Annotated in this window: 21 protein-coding genes and 5 tRNA genes; 7 read left to right on the forward strand and 19 right to left on the reverse strand. The window is 70.7% G+C overall.

Features of this window, described 5'->3' with window-relative positions; all coding sequences use genetic code 11:
• Positions 1–14 precede the first annotated feature (14 nt).
• Positions 15–1,217, forward strand: coding sequence for an FAD-dependent monooxygenase (locus IE260_RS32215; protein WP_189878335.1), 1,203 nt, complete (start codon positions 15–17; stop codon positions 1,215–1,217).
• On the opposite strand, the gene thiD is transcribed toward IE260_RS32215, so the two are convergent.
• Together thiD and IE260_RS32225 are read right to left on the reverse strand one after the other, a co-directional pair.
• A complete protein-coding gene (gene thiD, locus IE260_RS32220) occupies positions 1,192–2,004 on the reverse strand; it encodes a bifunctional hydroxymethylpyrimidine kinase/phosphomethylpyrimidine kinase (RefSeq protein WP_189878337.1) in 813 nt (270 codons plus the stop codon). The two genes, IE260_RS32215 and thiD, sit on opposite strands and share 26 nt — an antisense overlap.
• Entirely contained in the window at positions 2,001–2,969 is a 969-nt protein-coding gene (locus IE260_RS32225; protein ID WP_189878339.1) for a thiamine-phosphate kinase, read from the reverse strand. The genes thiD and IE260_RS32225 overlap by 4 nt, the downstream gene beginning before the upstream one ends.
• 229 nt (positions 2,970–3,198) lie before the next feature.
• On the opposite strand from IE260_RS32225, the gene IE260_RS32230 reads away from it, so the two are divergent.
• The gene (locus tag IE260_RS32230; protein ID WP_189878342.1) at positions 3,199–3,432 is read left to right on the forward strand and encodes an Lrp/AsnC family transcriptional regulator; all 234 of its coding nucleotides are present in this window, start codon (positions 3,199–3,201) and stop codon (positions 3,430–3,432) included.
• Between the two features lie 20 nt (positions 3,433–3,452).
• Positions 3,453–3,935 (forward strand): DUF3515 domain-containing protein, encoded by a 483-nt coding sequence (locus IE260_RS32235; protein ID WP_189878344.1) that lies wholly within the window; start codon positions 3,453–3,455, stop codon positions 3,933–3,935.
• Positions 3,936–3,954: 19 nt separating this feature from the next.
• Here the strand turns inward: IE260_RS32235 and IE260_RS32240 are convergent, their stop codons facing one another.
• The 3 genes from IE260_RS32240 to IE260_RS32250 all read right to left on the reverse strand — a co-directional run bounded on the left by IE260_RS32240 (position 3,955) and on the right by IE260_RS32250 (position 7,102).
• Positions 3,955–5,112 (reverse strand): D-alanine--D-alanine ligase family protein, encoded by a 1,158-nt coding sequence (locus tag IE260_RS32240; protein ID WP_189878346.1) that lies wholly within the window; start codon positions 5,110–5,112, stop codon positions 3,955–3,957.
• Positions 5,113–5,294: 182 nt separating this feature from the next.
• On the reverse strand, positions 5,295–6,308 hold the full coding sequence (locus tag IE260_RS32245; protein WP_189878347.1) for an NAD(P)H-dependent glycerol-3-phosphate dehydrogenase: 1,014 nt from the start codon (positions 6,306–6,308) through the stop codon (positions 5,295–5,297).
• A 2-nt stretch (positions 6,309–6,310) separates the two neighbouring features.
• On the reverse strand, positions 6,311–7,102 hold the full coding sequence (locus IE260_RS32250) for a lysophospholipid acyltransferase family protein (RefSeq protein WP_189878349.1): 792 nt from the start codon (positions 7,100–7,102) through the stop codon (positions 6,311–6,313).
• Between the two features lie 143 nt (positions 7,103–7,245).
• On the opposite strand from IE260_RS32250, the gene cofC reads away from it, so the two are divergent.
• Positions 7,246–7,914, forward strand: a complete 669-nt coding sequence (cofC, locus tag IE260_RS32255; RefSeq protein WP_189878351.1) for a 2-phospho-L-lactate guanylyltransferase — start codon at positions 7,246–7,248, stop codon at positions 7,912–7,914.
• A gap of 95 nt (positions 7,915–8,009) precedes the next feature.
• Positions 8,010–8,213: a hypothetical protein gene (locus tag IE260_RS32260; RefSeq protein ID WP_189878353.1), complete on the forward strand. Its 204-nt coding sequence runs from the start codon at positions 8,010–8,012 to the stop codon at positions 8,211–8,213.
• A gap of 77 nt (positions 8,214–8,290) precedes the next feature.
• On the opposite strand, the gene IE260_RS32265 is transcribed toward IE260_RS32260, so the two are convergent.
• The 4 genes from IE260_RS32265 to leuC form a co-directional block, all read right to left on the reverse strand.
• A complete protein-coding gene (locus IE260_RS32265) occupies positions 8,291–8,929 on the reverse strand; it encodes an HU family DNA-binding protein (RefSeq protein ID WP_189878355.1) in 639 nt (212 codons plus the stop codon).
• A gap of 136 nt (positions 8,930–9,065) precedes the next feature.
• Positions 9,066–9,296, reverse strand: coding sequence for an SCO5555 family protein (locus IE260_RS32270; protein WP_189878357.1), 231 nt, complete (start codon positions 9,294–9,296; stop codon positions 9,066–9,068).
• A 276-nt stretch (positions 9,297–9,572) separates the two neighbouring features.
• Positions 9,573–10,166, reverse strand: coding sequence for a 3-isopropylmalate dehydratase small subunit (leuD, locus tag IE260_RS32275; RefSeq protein ID WP_189878359.1), 594 nt, complete (start codon positions 10,164–10,166; stop codon positions 9,573–9,575).
• A gap of 6 nt (positions 10,167–10,172) precedes the next feature.
• Positions 10,173–11,603 (reverse strand): 3-isopropylmalate dehydratase large subunit, encoded by a 1,431-nt coding sequence (gene leuC, locus IE260_RS32280; RefSeq protein ID WP_189878361.1) that lies wholly within the window; start codon positions 11,601–11,603, stop codon positions 10,173–10,175.
• Between the two features lie 196 nt (positions 11,604–11,799).
• Between leuC and ndgR the strand changes: the two genes are divergently transcribed.
• On the forward strand, positions 11,800–12,516 hold the full coding sequence (gene ndgR, locus IE260_RS32285; RefSeq protein WP_009320373.1) for an IclR family transcriptional regulator NdgR: 717 nt from the start codon (positions 11,800–11,802) through the stop codon (positions 12,514–12,516).
• A 157-nt stretch (positions 12,517–12,673) separates the two neighbouring features.
• Here the strand turns inward: ndgR and IE260_RS32290 are convergent, their stop codons facing one another.
• Positions 12,674–13,201 (reverse strand): DUF4188 domain-containing protein, encoded by a 528-nt coding sequence (locus IE260_RS32290; RefSeq protein WP_373303435.1) that lies wholly within the window; start codon positions 13,199–13,201, stop codon positions 12,674–12,676.
• Positions 13,202–13,239: 38 nt separating this feature from the next.
• Here IE260_RS32290 and IE260_RS32295 point away from each other — a divergent pair, with 38 nt between their 5' ends.
• A complete protein-coding gene (locus IE260_RS32295; protein ID WP_189878363.1) occupies positions 13,240–13,884 on the forward strand; it encodes a MerR family transcriptional regulator in 645 nt (214 codons plus the stop codon).
• 57 nt (positions 13,885–13,941) lie between these two features.
• Here the strand turns inward: IE260_RS32295 and IE260_RS32300 are convergent.
• The 9 genes from IE260_RS32300 to IE260_RS32340 all read right to left on the reverse strand — a co-directional run bounded on the left by IE260_RS32300 (position 13,942) and on the right by IE260_RS32340 (position 18,005).
• Positions 13,942–14,014, reverse strand: a tRNA-Glu gene (locus tag IE260_RS32300).
• Positions 14,015–14,042: 28 nt separating this feature from the next.
• A tRNA-Gln gene (locus IE260_RS32305) sits at positions 14,043–14,114 on the reverse strand.
• 20 nt (positions 14,115–14,134) lie between these two features.
• A tRNA-Glu gene (locus IE260_RS32310) sits at positions 14,135–14,207 on the reverse strand.
• Between the two features lie 61 nt (positions 14,208–14,268).
• Positions 14,269–14,341: transfer RNA gene (locus tag IE260_RS32315), tRNA-Glu, on the reverse strand.
• Between the two features lie 42 nt (positions 14,342–14,383).
• Positions 14,384–14,455, reverse strand: a tRNA-Gln gene (locus tag IE260_RS32320).
• 93 nt (positions 14,456–14,548) lie between these two features.
• A complete protein-coding gene (locus tag IE260_RS32325; protein WP_189878365.1) occupies positions 14,549–15,283 on the reverse strand; it encodes an HAD family hydrolase in 735 nt (244 codons plus the stop codon).
• 95 nt (positions 15,284–15,378) lie between these two features.
• Positions 15,379–16,863, reverse strand: a complete 1,485-nt coding sequence (gltX, locus tag IE260_RS32330; RefSeq protein WP_189878367.1) for a glutamate--tRNA ligase — start codon at positions 16,861–16,863, stop codon at positions 15,379–15,381.
• Positions 16,856–17,632, reverse strand: a complete 777-nt coding sequence (locus tag IE260_RS32335; RefSeq protein ID WP_189878369.1) for a fumarylacetoacetate hydrolase family protein — start codon at positions 17,630–17,632, stop codon at positions 16,856–16,858. The genes gltX and IE260_RS32335 overlap by 8 nt, the downstream gene beginning before the upstream one ends.
• 184 nt (positions 17,633–17,816) lie before the next feature.
• Complete coding sequence (locus IE260_RS32340; protein ID WP_189878371.1) at positions 17,817–18,005, reverse strand: hypothetical protein; 189 nt, start codon at positions 18,003–18,005, stop codon at positions 17,817–17,819.
• Positions 18,006–18,154: the final 149 nt, after the last annotated feature.

Here is an 18,154-nt window from a genome sequence, read left to right on the forward strand (position 1 = left end):
CCAGGCTCGTGCCCATGACGAACACACACCGCCTCGGCCGTCTGCACGTCCTGGTCTCCGGCGCCGGCGTGGCCGGTCCCGCCCTCGCCCTGAACCTCGTCCGGTACGGCGCCCGCGTCACCGTCGTGGAGAAGGCCCCCGCCCTGCGCGGGGACGGCTTCGCCGTCGACTTCCGCGGCCATGTCCACCGGACGGTGCTGACCGCGATGGGCATCCGGGACGAGGTCCACGCACGCCAGACCCACATGGGCCGGCAGACCGTCGTCGACGCCGACGGCACCCCGCGCGTGGACCTGCCCGCCGAGATGATGAGCGGGGACGTCGAGATCTTCCGCGGCGAACTGGCGAAGATCCTTCACGAACGCACCAGGGACACGGCCGAGTACGTCTTCGGCGACTCGATCGCCACGCTCACCGAGACCCCGGACGGCGTGGACGTCATCTTCGAGCGCGGAGCGCCCCGCCGCTTCGACCTCGTCGTCGGCGCCGACGGCCTGCACTCGCGCACCCGCCGCCTGGTCTTCGGCGACGAGTCCCGGTACCTGCGCTTCCTCGGCCACTACGTGGCCGGCTTCGGCATTCCCAACCACCTCGGCCTGGACCGCACCGGCCGGCTGTACAGCGAGCCCGGCCGCGCGGTCTGTGTCGGCAACTACGACGGCGACCCGGAGCGCGCGGGCGCGCTGCTGGTCTTCCGCTCCGAGCGGTTGACGTACGACCGCGAGGACGTGGCCGCCCAGAAGCGCATCCTGCGGGAGCGCTTCACCGGGATGGGCTGGGAGGCGCCGGCCGTGCTGAAGGCGCTGGAGGACGCCGACGACCTGTACTTCGACGCCATCGCCCAGGTCCACGTGGACCGCCTCACCCGGGGTCGCGTGGCGCTGCTCGGGGACGCCGGGTACGGCGCCACGATGGGCGGTATGGGCACGGGCGTGGCCGTCGTGGGCGCCTACGTCCTGGCCGGCGAACTCGCCCTGGCCGGCGGCGACCACCGGACCGCGTTCGCGCAGTACGAGAGCCGGATCCGTGACTTCGCCAGAGGTTGCCAGAAGATCTCCGGCAACGCGGGCCCGTTCTTCGCCCCGCCCACCGAGCGGCGCATCCGCAGCCGGGACCGCATGTACCGGCTGCTCGGCTCCCGGATGATGGCCGGCTTCTTCAAGCGGCTGACGGAGAGGGCGGCCACCAGGATCAAGCTCCGGGAGTATCCCGCCTGAGGGCCCAGCCGTGGTCCACCGGCCCGATGCCACCGCCGAGCGCGAACCCGGCGGCGATCGCCCCGGTGACGTACTCCTTGGCCGCCGTCACGGCCTCCGGCACCGACCGGCCCTTCGCCAGCCCGCAGGCGATGGCGGACGCGAGGGTGCAGCCCGTGCCGTGGGTGTGCCGGTTGTCGAGGCGCGGGGCACGCAGCCAGTGCTCCTCGGCACCGTCGGTGAGCAGGTCCACGGCCTCGCCGGGCAGATGACCGCCCTTGATCAGCGCCCAGCGCGGCCCGAACTCCAGCAGCGCGGCGGCGGCCCGGCGCATCCCGGCCTCCGACTCCACCCGCACGCCGGTCAGTTGGGCGACCTCGTCGAGGTTGGGCGTCGCCACGGTCGCCACGGGCAGCAGCTTGGTCCGTACGGAGTCCAGGGCGGAGGCGGCGAGCAGCGCGTCCCCGTGCTTGGAGACGCCGACCGGGTCGATCACGGCCGGGGCGTCCGTGCCGCCGATCAACTCGGCGACGGTCTCGACGAGTTCGGCGGAGGAGAGCATCCCGGTCTTGACCGCCTGCACGCCGATGTCGTCGACGACGCTGCGGTACTGCGCCCTGACCGCCTCGACGGGCAGCTCCCAGGCGCCCTGCACGCCCAGGGAGTTCTGCGCGGTCACCGCGGTGAGCACGCTCATGCCGTGCGTGCCGAGGGCGAGCATCGTCTTCAGGTCGGCCTGGATGCCGGCGCCGCCGCCGGAGTCGGAGCCGGCCACGGTGAGGACGTTCGGCGAGTGCGGGCGGCTCATGACTCGACGTCCCCTCCGAAGTGGTCCCAGCCGCCCTTGCTGGTCCAGGGCGCCCCGTCGACGGTCACCTGGGGCAGCGCCGACGGGTTGAGGACCTCGCCGATGACCTTCCAGCGGGCGGGCAGCTTCACGTCCGGCGGGAAGGTCGCCACGATCGCGTGGTCCTCCCCGCCGGTGAGCACCCACTGCATGGGGTCGACGCCGACGGCCTGCCCGATGTCGTTCATCTGGGACGGGATGTCGATCTGCCCGGAGCGGATGTCGATGCGCACCTTGCTGGCCTCGGCGATGTGCCCGAGGTCGGCGATCAGCCCGTCGCTCACGTCGCACATCGCGGTGGCCCCGAGGGCGGCGGCGGCCGGCCCCGCGTGGTAGGGGGGCTCGGGGCGCCGGTGGGCCTCGACGAAGGCACGCGGCGAGCGGAAACCGCGGGACAGCACGGCGAACCCGGCCGCGGACCAGCCGAGCCAGCCGGTCACCGCGACGAGGTCGCCGGGCTGGGCGCCGGCCCGGGTCACGGGCTCCTGGTTGCGCAGATCACCGAGGGCGGTGATGGACACGGTGATCGTGTCACCGCGCACGACGTCGCCGCCGACCACGGAGGCGCCCGCGACCTGGCACTCGTCGCGCAGCCCGTCCATCAGCTCGGTCGGCCAGGTCACCGGCAGCTCGGCGGGGACGACCAGGCCGAGCAGCAGCGCGGTCGGCACGGCGCCCATGGCGGCGATGTCGGCGAGGTTCTGCGCCGCGGCCTTGCGGCCCACGTCGTACGCGGTGGACCAGTCACGGCGGAAGTGCCGCCCCTCCACGAGGATGTCGGTGCTGGCCACCACCCGGCGGTCGGGCGCGGCCACCACCGCGGCGTCGTCGCCGGGGCCGACCCGGACCGCGGGAGTGGTGGTGAGACGGGAGGTGAGCTCCCTGATGAGCCCGAACTCCCCGAGCTCACCAACAGTGCCCTTCATTGCCTTACGCCCCTTCTGTCCCTGTCCGTGCCCGGTCGCGCGTCATCTCTGTCCTCGTTACGGTCTAAATGACCGTTCTTCACGGTCGGCGTGATCGTCAACTCCGTGCCGTTCCCGCACCCCGGGCGCGCGACTCCCGCGCCCCGCGGGTCTCCCCGCGGCGAGCGGCGACGCGATACCGTGGCGTTCCTTTTCCCCACATGATCCTCGTGGCCGCCCTGGAGGTTCCGTGGTACAGGCGTACATCCTGATCCAGACGGAGGTCGGCAAGGCGTCGACCGTCGCCGAGACGATCAGCAAGATCCCTGGAGTGATCCAGGCCGAGGACGTGACGGGACCCTACGACGTCATCGTGCGCGCCCAGTCCGAAACCGTCGACGACCTCGGCCGCATGGTGGTCGCCAAGGTCCAGCAAGTGGAGGGCATCACCCGCACCCTGACCTGCCCGGTCGTCCATCTCTAGCCCCCGTCTACGCTGTGCCGGTGAACTCCATCCGTCACCGGCTCCGCCGCCTGCCCGCTCTCGCCCTGCTGATCGCCGCCGCGGGCTGCTCCTCAGCAGACGACAGCGCGTCGGCGGCGGTTCCCAGCCCGGACGCGAAGGTCACCGAGCTGTGCCAGAACCTGGACAAGGCACTGCCCTCGAAGGTGGACGGCCTGAGCCGTGAGGATCCCGAGCCCGCCTCCGCGCTGACGGCGGGCTGGGGAAACCCGCTGATCATACTGCGCTGCGGGGTGCAGCGACCCGCCGAGATGGACGATCCGCAGGCGGACGGCGTCGAGGTGGACGGCGTGGGCTGGCAGGTGCAGAAGCAGGACGACGGCTCCTTCCGGTTCACCACCGTGCTGCGGAAGGCGTACGTCGAGGTGACGATCCCCAAGGAGCGTGCCGAGGACGGCATGGCGCCGCTGGTCGATCTGGCCCCCGCCGTGAAGAAGGCGATCCCCGAGGGGATCGCCTCCTGATCGGGCCGGCCTACAGGGCTCAGCGCAGGCCCGTGGACCGCCGCAGCGCCGCCTGGACCAGCCGGTCCACCAGCTCCGGGTAGGAGATGCCGCTCGCCTGCCACATCTGCGGATACATCGAGATGGGCGTGAAGCCGGGCATCGTGTTGATCTCGTTGATCACGAACTCGCCGTCCTCGGTGAGGAAGAAGTCCGCGCGCACCAGCCCCTCGCAGGAGGCCGCCTCGAACGCCTCCACGGCGAGCCGCTGCACCTCGGCGGTCTCCCCGGCCGTGAGCGGGGCGGGCACGATGCCGGGCGTGGAGTCGATGTACTTGGCCTCGAAGTCGTAGTACGCGTGCTCCGTGGGCGGCGGGATCTCGGCCGGTACGGAGGCCCGGGGGCCCTCCTCGAACTCCAGCACCCCGCACTCGATCTCGCGGCCGCGCAGCGCCGCCTCCACGAGGATCTTCGGGTCGTGGCGCCGTGCCTCCTCGATCGCCTCGTCGAGCCCCGAGAGGTCGTCGACCTTGGTGATGCCGATCGAGGAACCCGCGCGCGCGGGCTTCACGAACAGCGGCCAGCCGTGCTCGCCTGCGAGGTCGACGATCTTCTTGCGGGCGGCGGAACGGTCCTGCTCCCACTCGCGCGGCCGGATCACCACATAGGGGCCGACCTTGAGCCCGAAGGAGGTGAAGACGCGCTTCATGTACTCCTTGTCCTGGCCTACGGCCGAGGCGAGCACGCCCGAGCCGACGTACGGCACACCGGACAGCTCGAGCAGGCCCTGGAGAGTGCCGTCCTCGCCGTACGGGCCGTGCAGCACCGGGAAGACCACGTCGACCTCGCCGAGGGCCTTGGGCACCGACCCGGGCTCGCTGTAGACGACTTCGCGGTTGCCGGGGTCGACGGGCAGCACCACGCCGCCCTCGCTCGACTCGGCCAGTTCCTCGACGTCGGGCGTGCGGCGGTTGGTGATCGCCATGCGTTCCGGTTCGTCGACCGTGAGGGCCCAGCGGCCGTCCCGGGTGATGCCGATCGGCAGGACGTCGTACTTCGTCCGGTCGATGGCCGCGAGGACGGCGCCGGCGGTGACCACGGAGATCCCGTGTTCGGAGCTGCGCCCGCCGAACACGACGGCCACACGCGGTTTGCGGGCCGGCTGCTCGGGGCTCTGGGGGAGGTTCTCGGTGCTCATATCGGGTTGAGAGTACCCGTTGGTAGGGCGCCGACCTAGCGTCTCCCGGGGTGGGGCGGGGCCGGCGGCGGTTCGGCAGCGCCCCGAAGGGGCGCCGGGAACTGCGCGGCCGGCCGCGACGGCGCCGTGGACGACCGACGGCACCACGCGGCACCTCCTGCGCGACACGCCCCGGGGAGCGCTCAGCGTCGTTCGGGTTTCGCGCTGCGCGACATCAGCTCCTTGAGGGCGACCACCGGCGGCTTGCCCTCGTGCACGATGCCGACGACCGTCTCGGTGATCGGCATGTCGACGCCGTGCCGCCGGGCCAGATCCAGCACCGACTCACAGGACTTGACGCCCTCCGCGGTCTGCTTGGTGACCGCGATGGTCTCCTCCAGGGTCATGCCCTTGCCGAGGTTGGTGCCGAAGGTGTGGTTGCGGGACAGCGGCGAGGAGCAGGTCGCCACCAGGTCGCCCAGACCGGCGAGTCCGGAGAAGGTCAGCGGGTCGGCGCCCAGCGCGACGCCGAGCCGGGTGGTCTCGGCGAGTCCGCGGGTGATCAGGGAGCCCTTGGCGTTGTCGCCGAGGCCCATGCCGTCCGCGATGCCGACGGCCAGGCCGATCACGTTCTTCACGGCGCCGCCGAGTTCGCAGCCGATGACGTCGGTGTTGGTGTAGGGGCGGAAGTACGGCGTGTGGCAGGCGGTCTGGAGCCGTTGGGCGACGGCCTCGTCGGTGCACGCGACCACGGCGGCGGCCGGCATGCGGGCGGCGATCTCCCGGGCCAGGTTCGGCCCGGTGACCACGGCGATCCGGTCGTCGCCGACCTTGGCGACGTCCGCGATCACCTCGCTCATCCGCATCGCGGAGCCGAGTTCGACGCCCTTCATCAGCGAGACCAGCACGGTGCCGGGCGCCAGCAGCGGCGTCCAGTCGGCGAGGTTGTCGCGCAGCGTCTGGGAGGGCACCGCGAGGACGGTGAAGTCGGCGCCCCGCGCGGCCTCGGCGGCGTCCGTGGTGGCCCACAGGTTCTCGGGAAGCTCGACGCCGGGCAGGTAGTCCGGGTTGGTCCGCGTGGAGTTGACGGCCTCGGCGAGTGAGGCGCGGCGCGCCCAGAGGGTGACCTCGCAGCCCGCGTCGGCGAGGACCGTGCCGAAGGCGGTGCCCCACGACCCGGTGCCGAACACCGCCGCCTTGACGGGGTTGCCGGTCATGCTCACGTGCCCTGTCCTTCCGCCTGCTTCCCCTGCGTCCGCACCGGTGCCGGCTCACTCGCCGCCTGCGTCCGGCGGCGCTGCTCGATCCGCTCGCGGCGCGGGTCGTAGGGGGTCTCCGGCGCCTTCTCGCCGCGGATCTCCTCCAGCTGGCGGGTGATGGCGGCCATGATGACCTCGGTGGCCTCCTTCAGCAGCTCCGCGGTCATCTCCTTGTCGTAGAAACGCGACAGGTCGACCGGGGGCCCCGCGAGGACGTGGTGGGTCTTGCGCGGGAGGATCCTGGGCTTCTTGGTGTAGGGCGGCAGCAGTTCGTTGCAGCCCCACTGCGCGACCGGGATGACGGGGCACTTGGTCTGCAGGGCCACGCGCGCGGCACCCGTCTTGGCGGTCATGGGCCAGCCGTTCGGGTCGCGGGTGAGGGTGCCCTCGGGGTAGAAGGCGACGCACTCGCCGCGCTCCACGGCGTCGATCGCGGCCCGGAAGGCGCTGAGCGCGTCGGTGCTCTCCCGGTAGACGGGGATCTGCCCGGTGCCGCGCATCGCGGCGCCGACGAACCCCTTCTTGAAAAGGCCGCTCTTGGCCAGGAATCGCGGCACGCGCCCGGTGTTGTACTGGTAGTGCGCGTACGCGAAGGGGTCGACGTGCGAATTGTGGTTCACGGCGGTGATGAATCCGCCGTCGGCCGGAATGTTCTCCATCCCCCGCCAGTCCCGCTTGATCAGAACCACCAGCGGCGGTTTGCAGATCACCGCGGCGAAGCGGTACCAGAAGCCGATTCTGCGGCGGGGCACGCGGACACCTTTCCTCCAGGGCCTGGGGCCGGACAAGTGTCGCCCCGGGCCGCCCGTCTGTCGAGAACACCGTACGCCCCGACGAGGGAAGCACCAGATACCCCAGGCGACAATGACGGCGACAAGAGAAGGACGGAACGCTCGTGCTGTGGACCTTGGTCGTACCCGTGAAGCCCCTGGCCCGGGCCAAGAGCAGGCTGTCGGACACCGCGGACGAACGGGTCCGGCCGGGCCTCGCGCTCGCGTTCGCGCAGGACACCGTTGCCGCGGCGCTGGCCTGCCCGGCGGTTGCGGATGTGGCAGTCGTCACGGACGATCCGCGGGCCGGCCGGGAGCTGGCGGCCCTCGGCGCCGGGGTCGTGCCCGACGAGCCGGGCGGCGGCCTGAACGCCGCCCTGGCGCACGCGGCGGCGGCCGTACGGGCCTCGCGTCCCGAAAGTCCGGTGGCCGCACTCAATGCCGATCTTCCCGCGCTGCGACCGATGGAATTGACACGGGTTCTGAAAGCAGCAGCACAATTCCCGCGCGCTTTTCTGCCGGATGCGGCCGGTATCGGAACGACCTTGTTGGCCGTCGCGGGAAACCGTGAATTGAATCCGGCTTTCGGTACGGATTCCCGGGCTCGCCATCGCGCTTCCGGGGCGGTGGAACTGCACCTCGACGCGGTGGATTCCGTACGGCAGGACGTCGACACCGGCGACGATCTGCGGGCGGCGCTGGCCCTGGGAGTGGGTCCGCACACGGCCGGGGCGGCGGCGCGTCTGCTGGGGCCGGTGCCGCCGCTCGGGCCCGCGGGACGCCGCGGCGCCTGACCGGCGCGGGGCAGCGAGGTCCGGTTCGCCGGTCCCCGGCCGCCGCGACGTGCTCCGCCGGGCGGACCCGGGCGCCCGGGCAGTAGGCTGCGGGCATGCAGGCGACCGCATACACGTACGACCCCGTGAGCCGCAGCGGGCAGGTGCTCCTCGACGACGGCACGCCCGTGCCCTTCGACGCGGCGGCGTTCGACGCCGGGGGGCTGAGGCTGCTGCGTCCCGGGCAGCGGGTGCGCATCGAGACCGACGGGGAGGGCGCGGAGCGCCGGATCACCCTGGTGACGCTGCAGACGCTCTGACCGGCGAACACACCGCGGGCCGGACTCCGAGAGGGAGTCCGGCCCTGCGCGTGAGTGCCCCTGTGCCCTGCCGCCTGCTACTTCTTGCGGGCGGTGGCCTTCTTGGCGGTGGTCTTGCGCGCGGTCGACTTCTTGGCGGGGGCCTTCTTGGCCGTCGCCTTCTTCGCCGGGGCCTTCTTGGCCGTGGTCTTCGCCGCCGCGGCCTTGGTGGTGGCCTTCGTGGCGGGAGCCTTCTTCGCCGCCGCCGTCTTCGCGGCGCCGGTGGTCTTCTTCGCAGTGGTCTTCTTGGCAGTGGTCTTCTTGGCCGCGCCCGTGGCCTTCTTGGCCGTGGCCTTCTTCGCGGCAGCCTTCTTGCCCACAGCCTTCGAAATGGTGGCCGGCGGGCCGGACAGGCTGCCCTTGGGAGCCTTCTTGACCGCGATGTCGTTCTTCGGAAGCTTCTTCGAGCCGCTCACCAGGTCCTTGAAGCCCTGGCCCGCGCGGAATCGCGGCACGGAGGTCTTCTTGACCCGAACCCGCTCGCCCGTCTGGGGGTTGCGGGCGTAGCGGGCCGGACGGTCGACCTTCTCGAAGGAACCGAAGCCGGTGACCGAGACCCGGTCACCCGCGACCACGGCACGGACGATGGCGTCCAGGACCGCGTCGACAGCATCGGCGGCCTGCTGGCGACCGCCCATCTTGTCGGCAATCGCTTCTACGAGCTGCGCCTTGTTCACGTCTTCCCCTTCGGAGACATCGCCAGAACGAAACTGTTCAAGCTTTTTCGCACGTTAGGCAGATATATACCGCAAATCAAACACGAAACGGGCTAATCACCCTTGTGCCGCACCAGACTCGACAGCCTCGGCCTGTTCAGCGTTCCTCGTCGGGGAATCGACCCTCGTCGAGGTCCGCGATGAACCGCTCCAGACGCCGTGCCGCATCGGCGAGATCGTGCTTGGCCGCGGCCGTAATGACCAGCAGCTTCCGGGTCAGCGCCATCCGTACGCCCTCCGGGACTTGCAGTGCGCGCACTCTTGTGTGCGCTTCCTTGAGCCGGACCGCGACCGCCGTATAGAGCTCGAGTTGGCCGTCGTGTTCCATGCACAGATTGTGCCATCTGGGGCGAGTTGTCGCCTGCGCAGGGGGTAACTGCCGCCTCAAACGGCCGTCCGAGCGCCTTCGGCGGACGCGCCCGCAGGATTCATTTACCCCGGCAACCACGGCCGTAACGTGGGAAGTTGAGGGTCCCGGCGGCCACGCGGACACGCGACCGGGCCCGGACACGGCCGTACCCCCGATCGGTCCGATCGGGGGTACGGCGGGGGTGTTGCGGTGGCCGAAAGTCGACCTTGACCGGGCCCGGAGCGGGCCTCGGGATCAGACCTGGAGGGTCTGCGGCTTGAAGGCCGGGCGCTTGGCCTCGTAAGCGGCGATGTCGGCCTCGTTCTGGAGGGTGATCGAGATGTCGTCCAGCCCGTTGAGCAGCCGCCAGCGGGAGTTCTCGTCCAGCTCGAAGGGGGCGGTGATGCCCTCGGCGCGCACCTCGCGGGCCTCGAGGTCGACGGTGATCTCGGCCTCGGGGTCCTTCTCCGTGAGCTCCCACAGCGCGTCCACGATCTTCTGGTCGAGAACCACCGTGAGCAGGCCGTTCTTCAGCGAGTTGCCGCGGAAGATGTCGGCGAACCGGGAGGAGATCACGGCCTTGAAGCCGTAGTTCTGCAGCGCCCAGACGGCGTGCTCGCGCGAGGAGCCCGTGCCGAAGTCGGGGCCGGCGACCAGGACCGTGGCGCCCTGCCGCTCCGGCTGGTTGAGGACGAAGGACGCGTCCTTGCGCCAGGCCTCGAACAACCCGTCCTCGAACCCGTCCCGGGTCACCTTCTTGAGCCAGTGGGCGGGGATGATCTGGTCGGTGTCGACGTTGCTGCGGCGCAGCGGGACGGCCCGGCCGGTGTGCGTGGTGAATGCTTCCATGACTGATCAGACTCCAGCGGGCGTGGGAACGTCGGCGGCGGACAGGTCGGCCGGGGAGGCCAGGTGCCCCAGGACCGCCGTCGCGGCCGCGACCTGCGGAGACACCAGGTGGGTCCGGCCGCCCTTGCCCTGCCGGCCCTCGAAGTTGCGGTTGGAGGTGGAGGCGGAGCGCTCGCCCGGAGCCAGCTGGTCGGGGTTCATGCCCAGGCACATCGAGCAGCCCGCGTGCCGCCACTCGGCGCCGGCCTCCTTGAAGACCACGTCCAGGCCCTCGGAGACGGCCTGCAGACCGACCCGCGCGGAGCCCGGGACGACCAGCATCCGTACGCCGTCGGCGACTTTGCGGCTCCGGAGGATGTCCGCGGCGGCACGCAGGTCCTCGATGCGGCCGTTGGTGCAGGAGCCTACGAAGACGGTGTCCACCTTGATGGAGCGCAGCGGCTGCCCGGCCTCCAACCCCATGTATTCCAGGGCCTTTTCGGCGGCGAAGCGCTCCGAAGCGTCCTCGTACGAAGCCGGGTCGGGGACGGCGGCCGAAAGCGGCGCGCCCTGGCCGGGGTTGGTGCCCCAGGTGACGAACGGCGACAGTTCGGCGGCCTCGATCACGACCTCGGCGTCGAACTCGGCGTCGTCGTCGGTGCGCAGCGTCTTCCAGTACTCCACCGCCGCGTCCCAGTCCGCGCCCTCGGGGGCGTGCGGGCGGCCCTCGAGGTAGGCGAACGTGGTCTCGTCGGGGGCGATCATGCCCGCGCGGGCGCCGGCCTCGATGGACATGTTGCAGATGGTCATCCGGGCCTCCATCGAGAGCTTCTCGATGGCCTCGCCCCGGTACTCCAGGATGTAGCCCTGACCGCCACCGGTGCCGATCTTCGCGATGATCGCGAGGATCAGGTCCTTGGCCGTGACGCCCTCGGGCAGTTCGCCGTTGACAGTGATCGCCATGGTCTTCGGGCGGGCCATGGGCAGCGTCTGGGTGGCCAGCACGTGCTCGACCTGGGAGGTGCCGATGCCGAACGCCAGCGCGCCGAAGGCTCCGTGCGTGGAGGTGTGCGAGTCGCCGCAGACCACGGTGGTGCCCGGCTGGGTCAGACCCAGCTGCGGGCCGACGACGTGCACGACGCCCTGCTCGACGTCGCCCAGCGGGTGCAGCCGGACGCCGAACTCGGCGCAGTTCTTGCGCAGCGTCTCCAGCTGGGCCCGGGAGACCGGGTCCGCGATGGGCTTGTCGATGTCGAGCGTCGGGGTGTTGTGGTCCTCGGTGGCGATGGTCAGGTCGAGCCGGCGCACGGGGCGGCCGCTCTTGCGGAGGCCGTCGAAGGCCTGCGGGCTGGTCACCTCGTGCAGCAGGTGCAGATCGATGAAGAGGAGGTCGGGCTCGCCCTCGGCGCGCCGGACGACGTGGTCGTCCCAGACCTTCTCCGCGAGTGTCCTACCCATCGCTTTCCCTCCGGTCGGCGAACGTGCGCCGACCCAACTAGAGATCTTGAGGAGGCGTCGCCCGCACCCCTGTTTCCGGGCATCCGCCGCCAGGCCCTCACGTCCACGGGCCGCTGTGACTTCGTGACATCAAGGGTGGCGCGTTCCACGGAAAATTGAACTTGCGTTTCACAGAGTGAGACGCAAGTATCGTTGCATGGACAACAGTAGCGGCGTCGGCGTTCTGGACAAGGCGGCCCTCGTCCTGAGCGCTCTGGAGTCCGGTCCGGCCACCCTCGCGGGGTTGGTCGGCGCGACCGGACTGGCACGACCCACGGCCCACCGCCTGGCCGTGGCGCTGGAACACCACCGCATGGTGGCGCGCGACATGCAGGGCAGGTTCATTCTCGGCCCGCGCCTGGCCGAGCTGGCCGCGGCGGCCGGCGAGGACCGGCTGCTGGCCACGGCGGGCCCGGTGCTCACCCACCTCCGGGACGTGACCGGCGAGAGCGCCCAGCTCTACCGGCGCCAGGGCGACATGCGCATCTGCGTCGCCGCGGCGGAGCGCCTGTCGGGCCTGAGGGACACGGTCCCGGTCGGTTCCACGCTCACGATGAAGGCGGGCTCCTCGGCTCAGATCCTGATGGCCTGGGAAGAACCCGAGCGGCTGCACCGCGGACTGCAGGGCGCCCGGTTCACGGCGACGGCCCTCTCCGGCGTGCGGCGCCGCGGCTGGGCCCAGTCCATCGGCGAGCGCGAGCCCGGCGTCGCGTCCGTCTCCGCGCCCGTGCGCGGCCCCTCCAACCGCGTGGTGGCCGCCGTCTCGGTCTCCGGCCCCATCGAGCGCCTGACGCGCCACCCGGGGCGTATGCACGCCCAGGCGGTCATCGACGCGGCGGCTCGCCTGTCGGAGGCCCTGCGCCGCTCGGGCTGACACGCCCCGCAACACCGGTCCCGCCGGGAAAGCGCCGGCCTCAACGCCGCGGCAGGCCCTTTCCCGACGGGACCGGAGAGATCTCACAGGCGCGGAGAACCGCGCGACCGGCCACGGACAACCCGCAGCCGCAGACAGTCAGCACCGCGTACGGCACTCAGGCGGCCTTCCCGCCCTCCGACCGATGAGCGAACCGGTCCTTCGCATACCGCCCCCGCTCCTCCAGCGGCACCTGCCCATGCGCCGCGGCGAGACCGAGCGCCGGCATGTCCCCGTAGATCGCCTCGTAACGTCCCTCCGGAACGACGTACGCCTCGTGCCAGATCCCGACGTGCCCCCGCAACTTCCCGTCCCGGTCCATGCGGTTCACCCGCCGCCACATCTCGTGGTGGAACGCATCCGGCGCGCTCGCGTACGCGTAGAGCTTCTCCTTGGACTCCCAGTACTGCACGACGTAGTACGTCCGCGGCGAGGCCGTCAGCAGCACCCGCGACAGCATCCCCCGCCCCGGATCCTTCTTCAGCTCCGCCAGCATCCTGAACATCGCCAGCATCACCGGCAGCCACTGGTGCACCGCCCAGAACCGGTTGATCCGCATCCCGATCAGCAGGACGACCACATCTCCCCGAGCATCCGCGGTCGTGAGCCGCATGGCGCGGCCCGCCGTCTTCTCCGTGTCCGCCATGCTTGGATAGTGCCGCTACCCAATGAAAGGCGCAAGACATGCGGCTCGCCGAACTGAGCAACCGCAGCGGTGTCTCCACCGCGACGATCAAGTACTACCTGCGGGAGGGCCTGTTGCCGCCCGGCCGCCGGCTCAACGCGACCACGGCGGAGTACGACGAGACGCACCTGCGCCGGCTGCGGCTGGTACGCGCACTGATCCAGGTCGGCAAGGTCCCGGTGGCCAACGCCCGCGAGGTGCTCCGGCACGTCGACGACGAGTCCCTGGGCCGTTCGGTCCGGCTGGGCGCGGCCCTGTGGGAGCTGCCGCAGGGGCCGGAGCCGGACGAGGACGACGAGTACGTGCAGGCCGCCCACCAGGAGGTCAGCGCGCTCCTGGACCGGCTCGGCTGGGAGAACGCCAAGCGGCTCGCGGACATCTCACCCGCGTACCGCGCGCTGGTGGTGGGGGTGGCCGCGTTCCGCCGGCTCGGCTACGACTGGGGGGCCGGACAGCTCGCGCCGTACGCCGAGTTGATGCACCGGACGGCCGTCCTCGACGTGGACAACATGGAGAGGCACCCGTCGGAGCCGGAGCGGGTCGAGTTCGCGGTCCTGGGGGCGATCCTCAACGAACCCGTGCTGCAGGCGCTGCACCGGCTGGCCCAGGAGGAGGAGACGACGCGGCGGTACGGGTTCGAGTAAGTCGGCGCCGGGCACGAGGAAAGGCCCTCCGCCGAAGCGGAGGGCCTTCCTGTGGTGTACCCCCGACCGGATTCGAACCGGCGCTACCGCCTTGAGAGGGCGGCGTGCTAGGCCGCTACACAACGGGGGCGTGGACTCTGCGTTTCCGCAGGTCCGAGCTGGTCTACCTGGACTCGAACCAAGACTAACTGAACCAGAATCAGTCGTGCTGCCAATTACACCATAGACCAATGTGGTTTAGACCAGTCAGTACCCCCGACCGGATTCGAACCGGCGCTACCGCCTTGAGAGGGCGGCGTGCTAGGCCGCTACACAACGGGGGCCCTAGCGATCCTGCATCGAAGGCAGCGGGTGCGACCCAACTGTCCTCGCGGGAAGGATCTGTACCCCCGACCGGATTCGAACCGGCGCTACTGCCTTGAGAGGGCAGCGTGCTAGGCCGCTACACAACGGGGGCTTTGTGGAGATGATCTCCACGGGTGCAGATGAGCTCTGCGAGCTGGCCTACCTGGACTCGAACCAAGACTAACTGAACCAGAATCAGTCGTGCTGCCAATTACACCATAGGCCACTGGAACGCAAGCCCCAGAGGGGATCTTGTTCTAGCGTTGCGCCTCCGGTTCTCCGGCCTTTCGGCCCGCTCCCCGGCGGCGCAGGAAGAACATTACCCGAAGGTGGACGGGGCTCCAAAACGAGTATCGGCGCCGAGGAGCGCGGGGAGTTCGGAGAGGGACGCGATACGGCGCGGCCCGACGGGCGGGTCGACGGTCGCGTAGGCGCCGCCGCGGTCGATCCACACCGACAGCAGCCCGGCGTCGGCGGCGCCGCGTCCGTCGATCTCCGGGTGGTCGCCGACGTACGCCACCTCGTGCGGGGCGAGGCCGAGGGCGTCGCAGGCGGCGAGGAAGGCGCCGGGCTCGGGCTTGGAGACGCCCAGCTCGGCGGCGCACAGAATGGCCTCGAAGCGGTCGTGCACGCCGAGGACGCGCAGTTTGCGGTCCTGGACGATCAGGCTGGAGTTGGACAGCACCGCGTGACGGTGGCTGGCGGCCAGGGCGTCCAGGACGGGCAGGACGTCCGGGAAGAGGGACCAGGCGGCCTCGTAGTGCGCCAGGTACCGCTCGAACCAGTCGTCGGCCTCGGTGTCCGTCAGCTCCGGCCGGTCCAGGAAGACCCGGGTGCGGTCGCGCCGCTGTGTGACGAAGTCGACCTCGCCGGCCGCGAAGCGGGCCCACTGGAGGTCGGTGATCTCCCGCCAGCGCGCGAGGGCCTCCTCCGCGGATCCGTACCCGGCGAGCAGCCCCTCGGCCACCAGGTGGGCACGCATGCCCTCGCGGTCCGCGGTCGTGTAGTCGAAGAGAGTGTCGTCCACGTCCCAGACCACGGCGCGAATGCTCATGATCCGACCGTAACGCCCCCGGGCGTGCCGCGTCCGCCGGAACGGCGAAGGGGCGGCACCCGGAGACTCCGGATGCCGCCCCTCACACGTGGGCGTTACGCCGCCAGCCTGGCCAGCGCGGCGTCGATGCGGGCCAGCGCCTTGTCCTTGCCGAGGACCTCCAGGGACTCGAACAGGGGCAGGCCGACCGTGCGGCCGGTGACGGCGACACGGACCGGGGCCTGGGCCTTGCCGAGCTTGAGGCCGTGGGCCTCGCCGGCGGCCAGGACGGCCTCCTTCAGGGCCTCGGGGGAGGTCCAGTCCGCCGCGTCCAGCTTCTCGCGGGCGGTGCGCAGCAGGGCGTCCGAGCCCTCCTTCATGGCCTTCGTCCAGCTGGCCTCGTCGAAGACCGGCTCCGGAAGGAACAGGAAGTCGACGTTGTCCGTGATCTCGGAGAGGACCTTCAGGCGGGTCTGCGCGTGCGGCGCGATCGCCTGCCACTTGGCCTCGTCGAAGTCCTCCGGCGCCCAGGGGGCGGCGGGGGCCTTCAGCCACGGGCGGCAGCGCTCGGTGAAGTCCTTCACCTCCAGCAGGCGGATGTGGTCGCCGTTGATCGCCTCGCACTTCTTGAGGTCGAAACGGGCCGGGTTGGGGTTCACGTCGGAGACGTCGAAGGCGGCGATCATCTCGTCGATGGTGAAGATGTCCTGGTCGGCCGAGAGCGACCAGCCGAGCAGGGAGAGGTAGTTGAGCAGGCCCTCGGGGAGGAAGCCGCGCTCCCGGTAGAGGTTGAGGCTCGACTGCGGGTCGCGCTTGGACAGCTTCTTGTTGCCCTCGCCCATCACGTAGGGCAGGTGGCCGAAGGCCGGGATCTCCTTGGCGACGCCCAGCTCGATCAGCGCCTTGTACAGGGCGATCTGCCGCGGGGTGGAGGAGAGCAGGTCCTCGCCGCGCAGGACGTGGGTAATCTCCATCAGGGCGTCGTCGACGGGGTTCACCAGCGTGTAGAGGGGCGCCCCGTTGGCCCGGACGATGCCGTAGTCCGGGACGTTCTCCGGGGTGAAGGTCAGCTCGCCGCGGACCAGGTCGGTGAAGGTGATCGTCTCGTCCGGCATGCGGAAGCGGACGATGGGCTCGCGGCCCTGGGCCTCGTACTCCTCGACCTGCTCGGCGCTCAGGTCGCGGCAGTGGCCGTCGTAGCCGGAGGGCTTGCCGGCGGCGCGGGCGGCCTCGCGGCGGGTGTCCAGCTCCTCCTGGGAGCAGTAGCAGCGGTAGGCGTGGCCGGAGTCGAGCAGCTTCTGGGCGACGTCCTTGTAGATGTCCATGCGCTGCGACTGCCGGTACGGCGCGTGGGGGCCGCCGACCTCGGGGCCCTCGTCCCAGTCGAAGCCCAGCCAGCGCATCGCCTCGAGCAGCTGGTTGTACGACTCCTCGGAGTCGCGGGCCGCGTCGGTGTCCTCGATGCGGAAGACCAGCGTGCCCTGGTGGTGCCGGGCGAACGCCCAGTTGAACAGGGCGGTGCGCACCAGGCCCACGTGGGGGTTACCGGTGGGGGACGGACAGAAACGTACGCGTACTGGGGAGCCGGGTGCGCTAGCCACGCTTGACAACCTTGTTGGTGAGAGTGCCGATGCCTTCGATGGTGACGGCGACCTCGTCGCCGACGTTGAGGGGGCCGACCCCAGCCGGGGTGCCCGTGAGGATCACGTCGCCGGGGAGCAGCGTCATGGCCTCGGAGATGTTGACGATCAGGTCCTCGATGGGGTGGATCATCTCGCTGGTGCGGCCGAGCTGGCGCTGTGCGCCGTTGACCGTGAGCTGGATCGTCAGGTCGCTCGGGTCCAGTTCGGTCTCCACCCAGGGACCGAGCGGGCAGGAGGAGTCGAAGCCCTTGGCCCGGGCCCACTGCTTCTCGCGCCGCTGCACGTCCCGGGCCGTGATGTCGTTGGCGCAGGTGTAGCCGAGGATCACGTCCTTGACGCGTTCGCGGGGCACCTCGCGGCACATGCGGCCGATGACCACGGCGAGCTCGGCCTCGTGGTGCAGTTCCTCGGAGAAGGAGGGGTACTGGATCTCGTCGCCGGGGCCGATGACCGAGGTGGACGGCTTGAAGAAGGCGAACGGGGCGTCGGGCACCTCGTTGCCGAGTTCACGGGCGTGCTCGGCGTAGTTGCGGCCGAAGGCCACGACCTTGTTGGGAAGCACCGGCGGCAGCAGCCGCACCTTGCTCAGCGGCACCTTGGTGCCGGAGAGCTCGAAGTCCGCGAAAGGGATGCCCTTGATGATGTCGAGGACGAGCTCGTCCGGCTGGTCGCCCTCGACCGCGCCGAAGGCGACGTTCCCGTCGATGGAGAACCTGGCGATGCGCACGGGTTGCTTGGCCCCTTGACTGAGCTGGCTGGAGTCTGACGCTCCAGGCTAACGCGGCAGGGCCTGCCCCGGGCTCGGGCGCCTCGCGCATCACCCGCCGCGAGCACCGGTGAGGTGCGGGCGGGGGCCGCGCGGGCGCCCGTGCGCGGGCCGCCGGGTGAACGTGGGGCGGCCCGGTGGCGTACTACTCTGCGGCGGTGGCCGCGACCGGGATCTCCATGAGAACCGTGCGCCTGGGGTTGGCGGTCTGGGCGGGGAGCTCGACGGAGTGCTCCGGCCGGTCCGGCGTCTGCAGTTCGTCGGCGTCCTTCAGGTGGGCCAGCGTCGTGCGTCGCGGGTTGGCGATCTTGTGGAACATCATCGTCGTCTTCACGGTTGTACGAGACCCTGTCGTGTCCGGGCGCCAGGGGGTCAAGGACCCTCGTGCGGGCGCGGGTTGTCGGTTTTGCCTTCTCTGTAAAGCGTCAGGCTAAACATGCGATTCCCGTCGAACGCGAGGAGGGCCCATGATCAGCATGTGAG

It is taken from the genome of Streptomyces viridiviolaceus (assembly GCF_014650995.1).
Lineage (GTDB): Bacteria > Actinomycetota > Actinomycetes > Streptomycetales > Streptomycetaceae > Streptomyces > Streptomyces viridiviolaceus.

What these genes read in the sequence shown, in the direction of transcription:
- leuC (WP_189878361.1), bottom strand. Translation starts at nt 11,603, where the DNA reads ATGGGTAGGACACTCGCGGAGAAGGTCTGGGACGACCACGTCGTCCGG.
- ndgR (WP_009320373.1), top strand. Translation starts at nt 11,800, where the DNA reads ATGGACAACAGTAGCGGCGTCGGCGTTCTGGACAAGGCGGCCCTCGTC.
- thiD (WP_189878337.1), bottom strand. Translation starts at nt 2,004, where the DNA reads ATGAGCCGCCCGCACTCGCCGAACGTCCTCACCGTGGCCGGCTCCGAC.
- IE260_RS32245 (WP_189878347.1), bottom strand. Translation starts at nt 6,308, where the DNA reads ATGACCGGCAACCCCGTCAAGGCGGCGGTGTTCGGCACCGGGTCGTGG.
- IE260_RS32225 (WP_189878339.1), bottom strand. Translation starts at nt 2,969, where the DNA reads ATGAAGGGCACTGTTGGTGAGCTCGGGGAGTTCGGGCTCATCAGGGAG.
- IE260_RS32240 (WP_189878346.1), bottom strand. Translation starts at nt 5,112, where the DNA reads ATGAGCACCGAGAACCTCCCCCAGAGCCCCGAGCAGCCGGCCCGCAAA.
- IE260_RS32325 (WP_189878365.1), bottom strand. Translation starts at nt 15,283, where the DNA reads ATGAGCATTCGCGCCGTGGTCTGGGACGTGGACGACACTCTCTTCGAC.
- IE260_RS32290 (WP_373303435.1), bottom strand. Translation starts at nt 13,201, where the DNA reads ATGGCGGACACGGAGAAGACGGCGGGCCGCGCCATGCGGCTCACGACC.
- IE260_RS32295 (WP_189878363.1), top strand. Translation starts at nt 13,240, where the DNA reads ATGCGGCTCGCCGAACTGAGCAACCGCAGCGGTGTCTCCACCGCGACG.
- IE260_RS32215 (WP_189878335.1), top strand. Translation starts at nt 15, where the DNA reads ATGACGAACACACACCGCCTCGGCCGTCTGCACGTCCTGGTCTCCGGC.
- leuD (WP_189878359.1), bottom strand. Translation starts at nt 10,166, where the DNA reads ATGGAAGCATTCACCACGCACACCGGCCGGGCCGTCCCGCTGCGCCGC.
- IE260_RS32270 (WP_189878357.1), bottom strand. Translation starts at nt 9,296, where the DNA reads ATGGAACACGACGGCCAACTCGAGCTCTATACGGCGGTCGCGGTCCGG.
- IE260_RS32260 (WP_189878353.1), top strand. Translation starts at nt 8,010, where the DNA reads ATGCAGGCGACCGCATACACGTACGACCCCGTGAGCCGCAGCGGGCAG.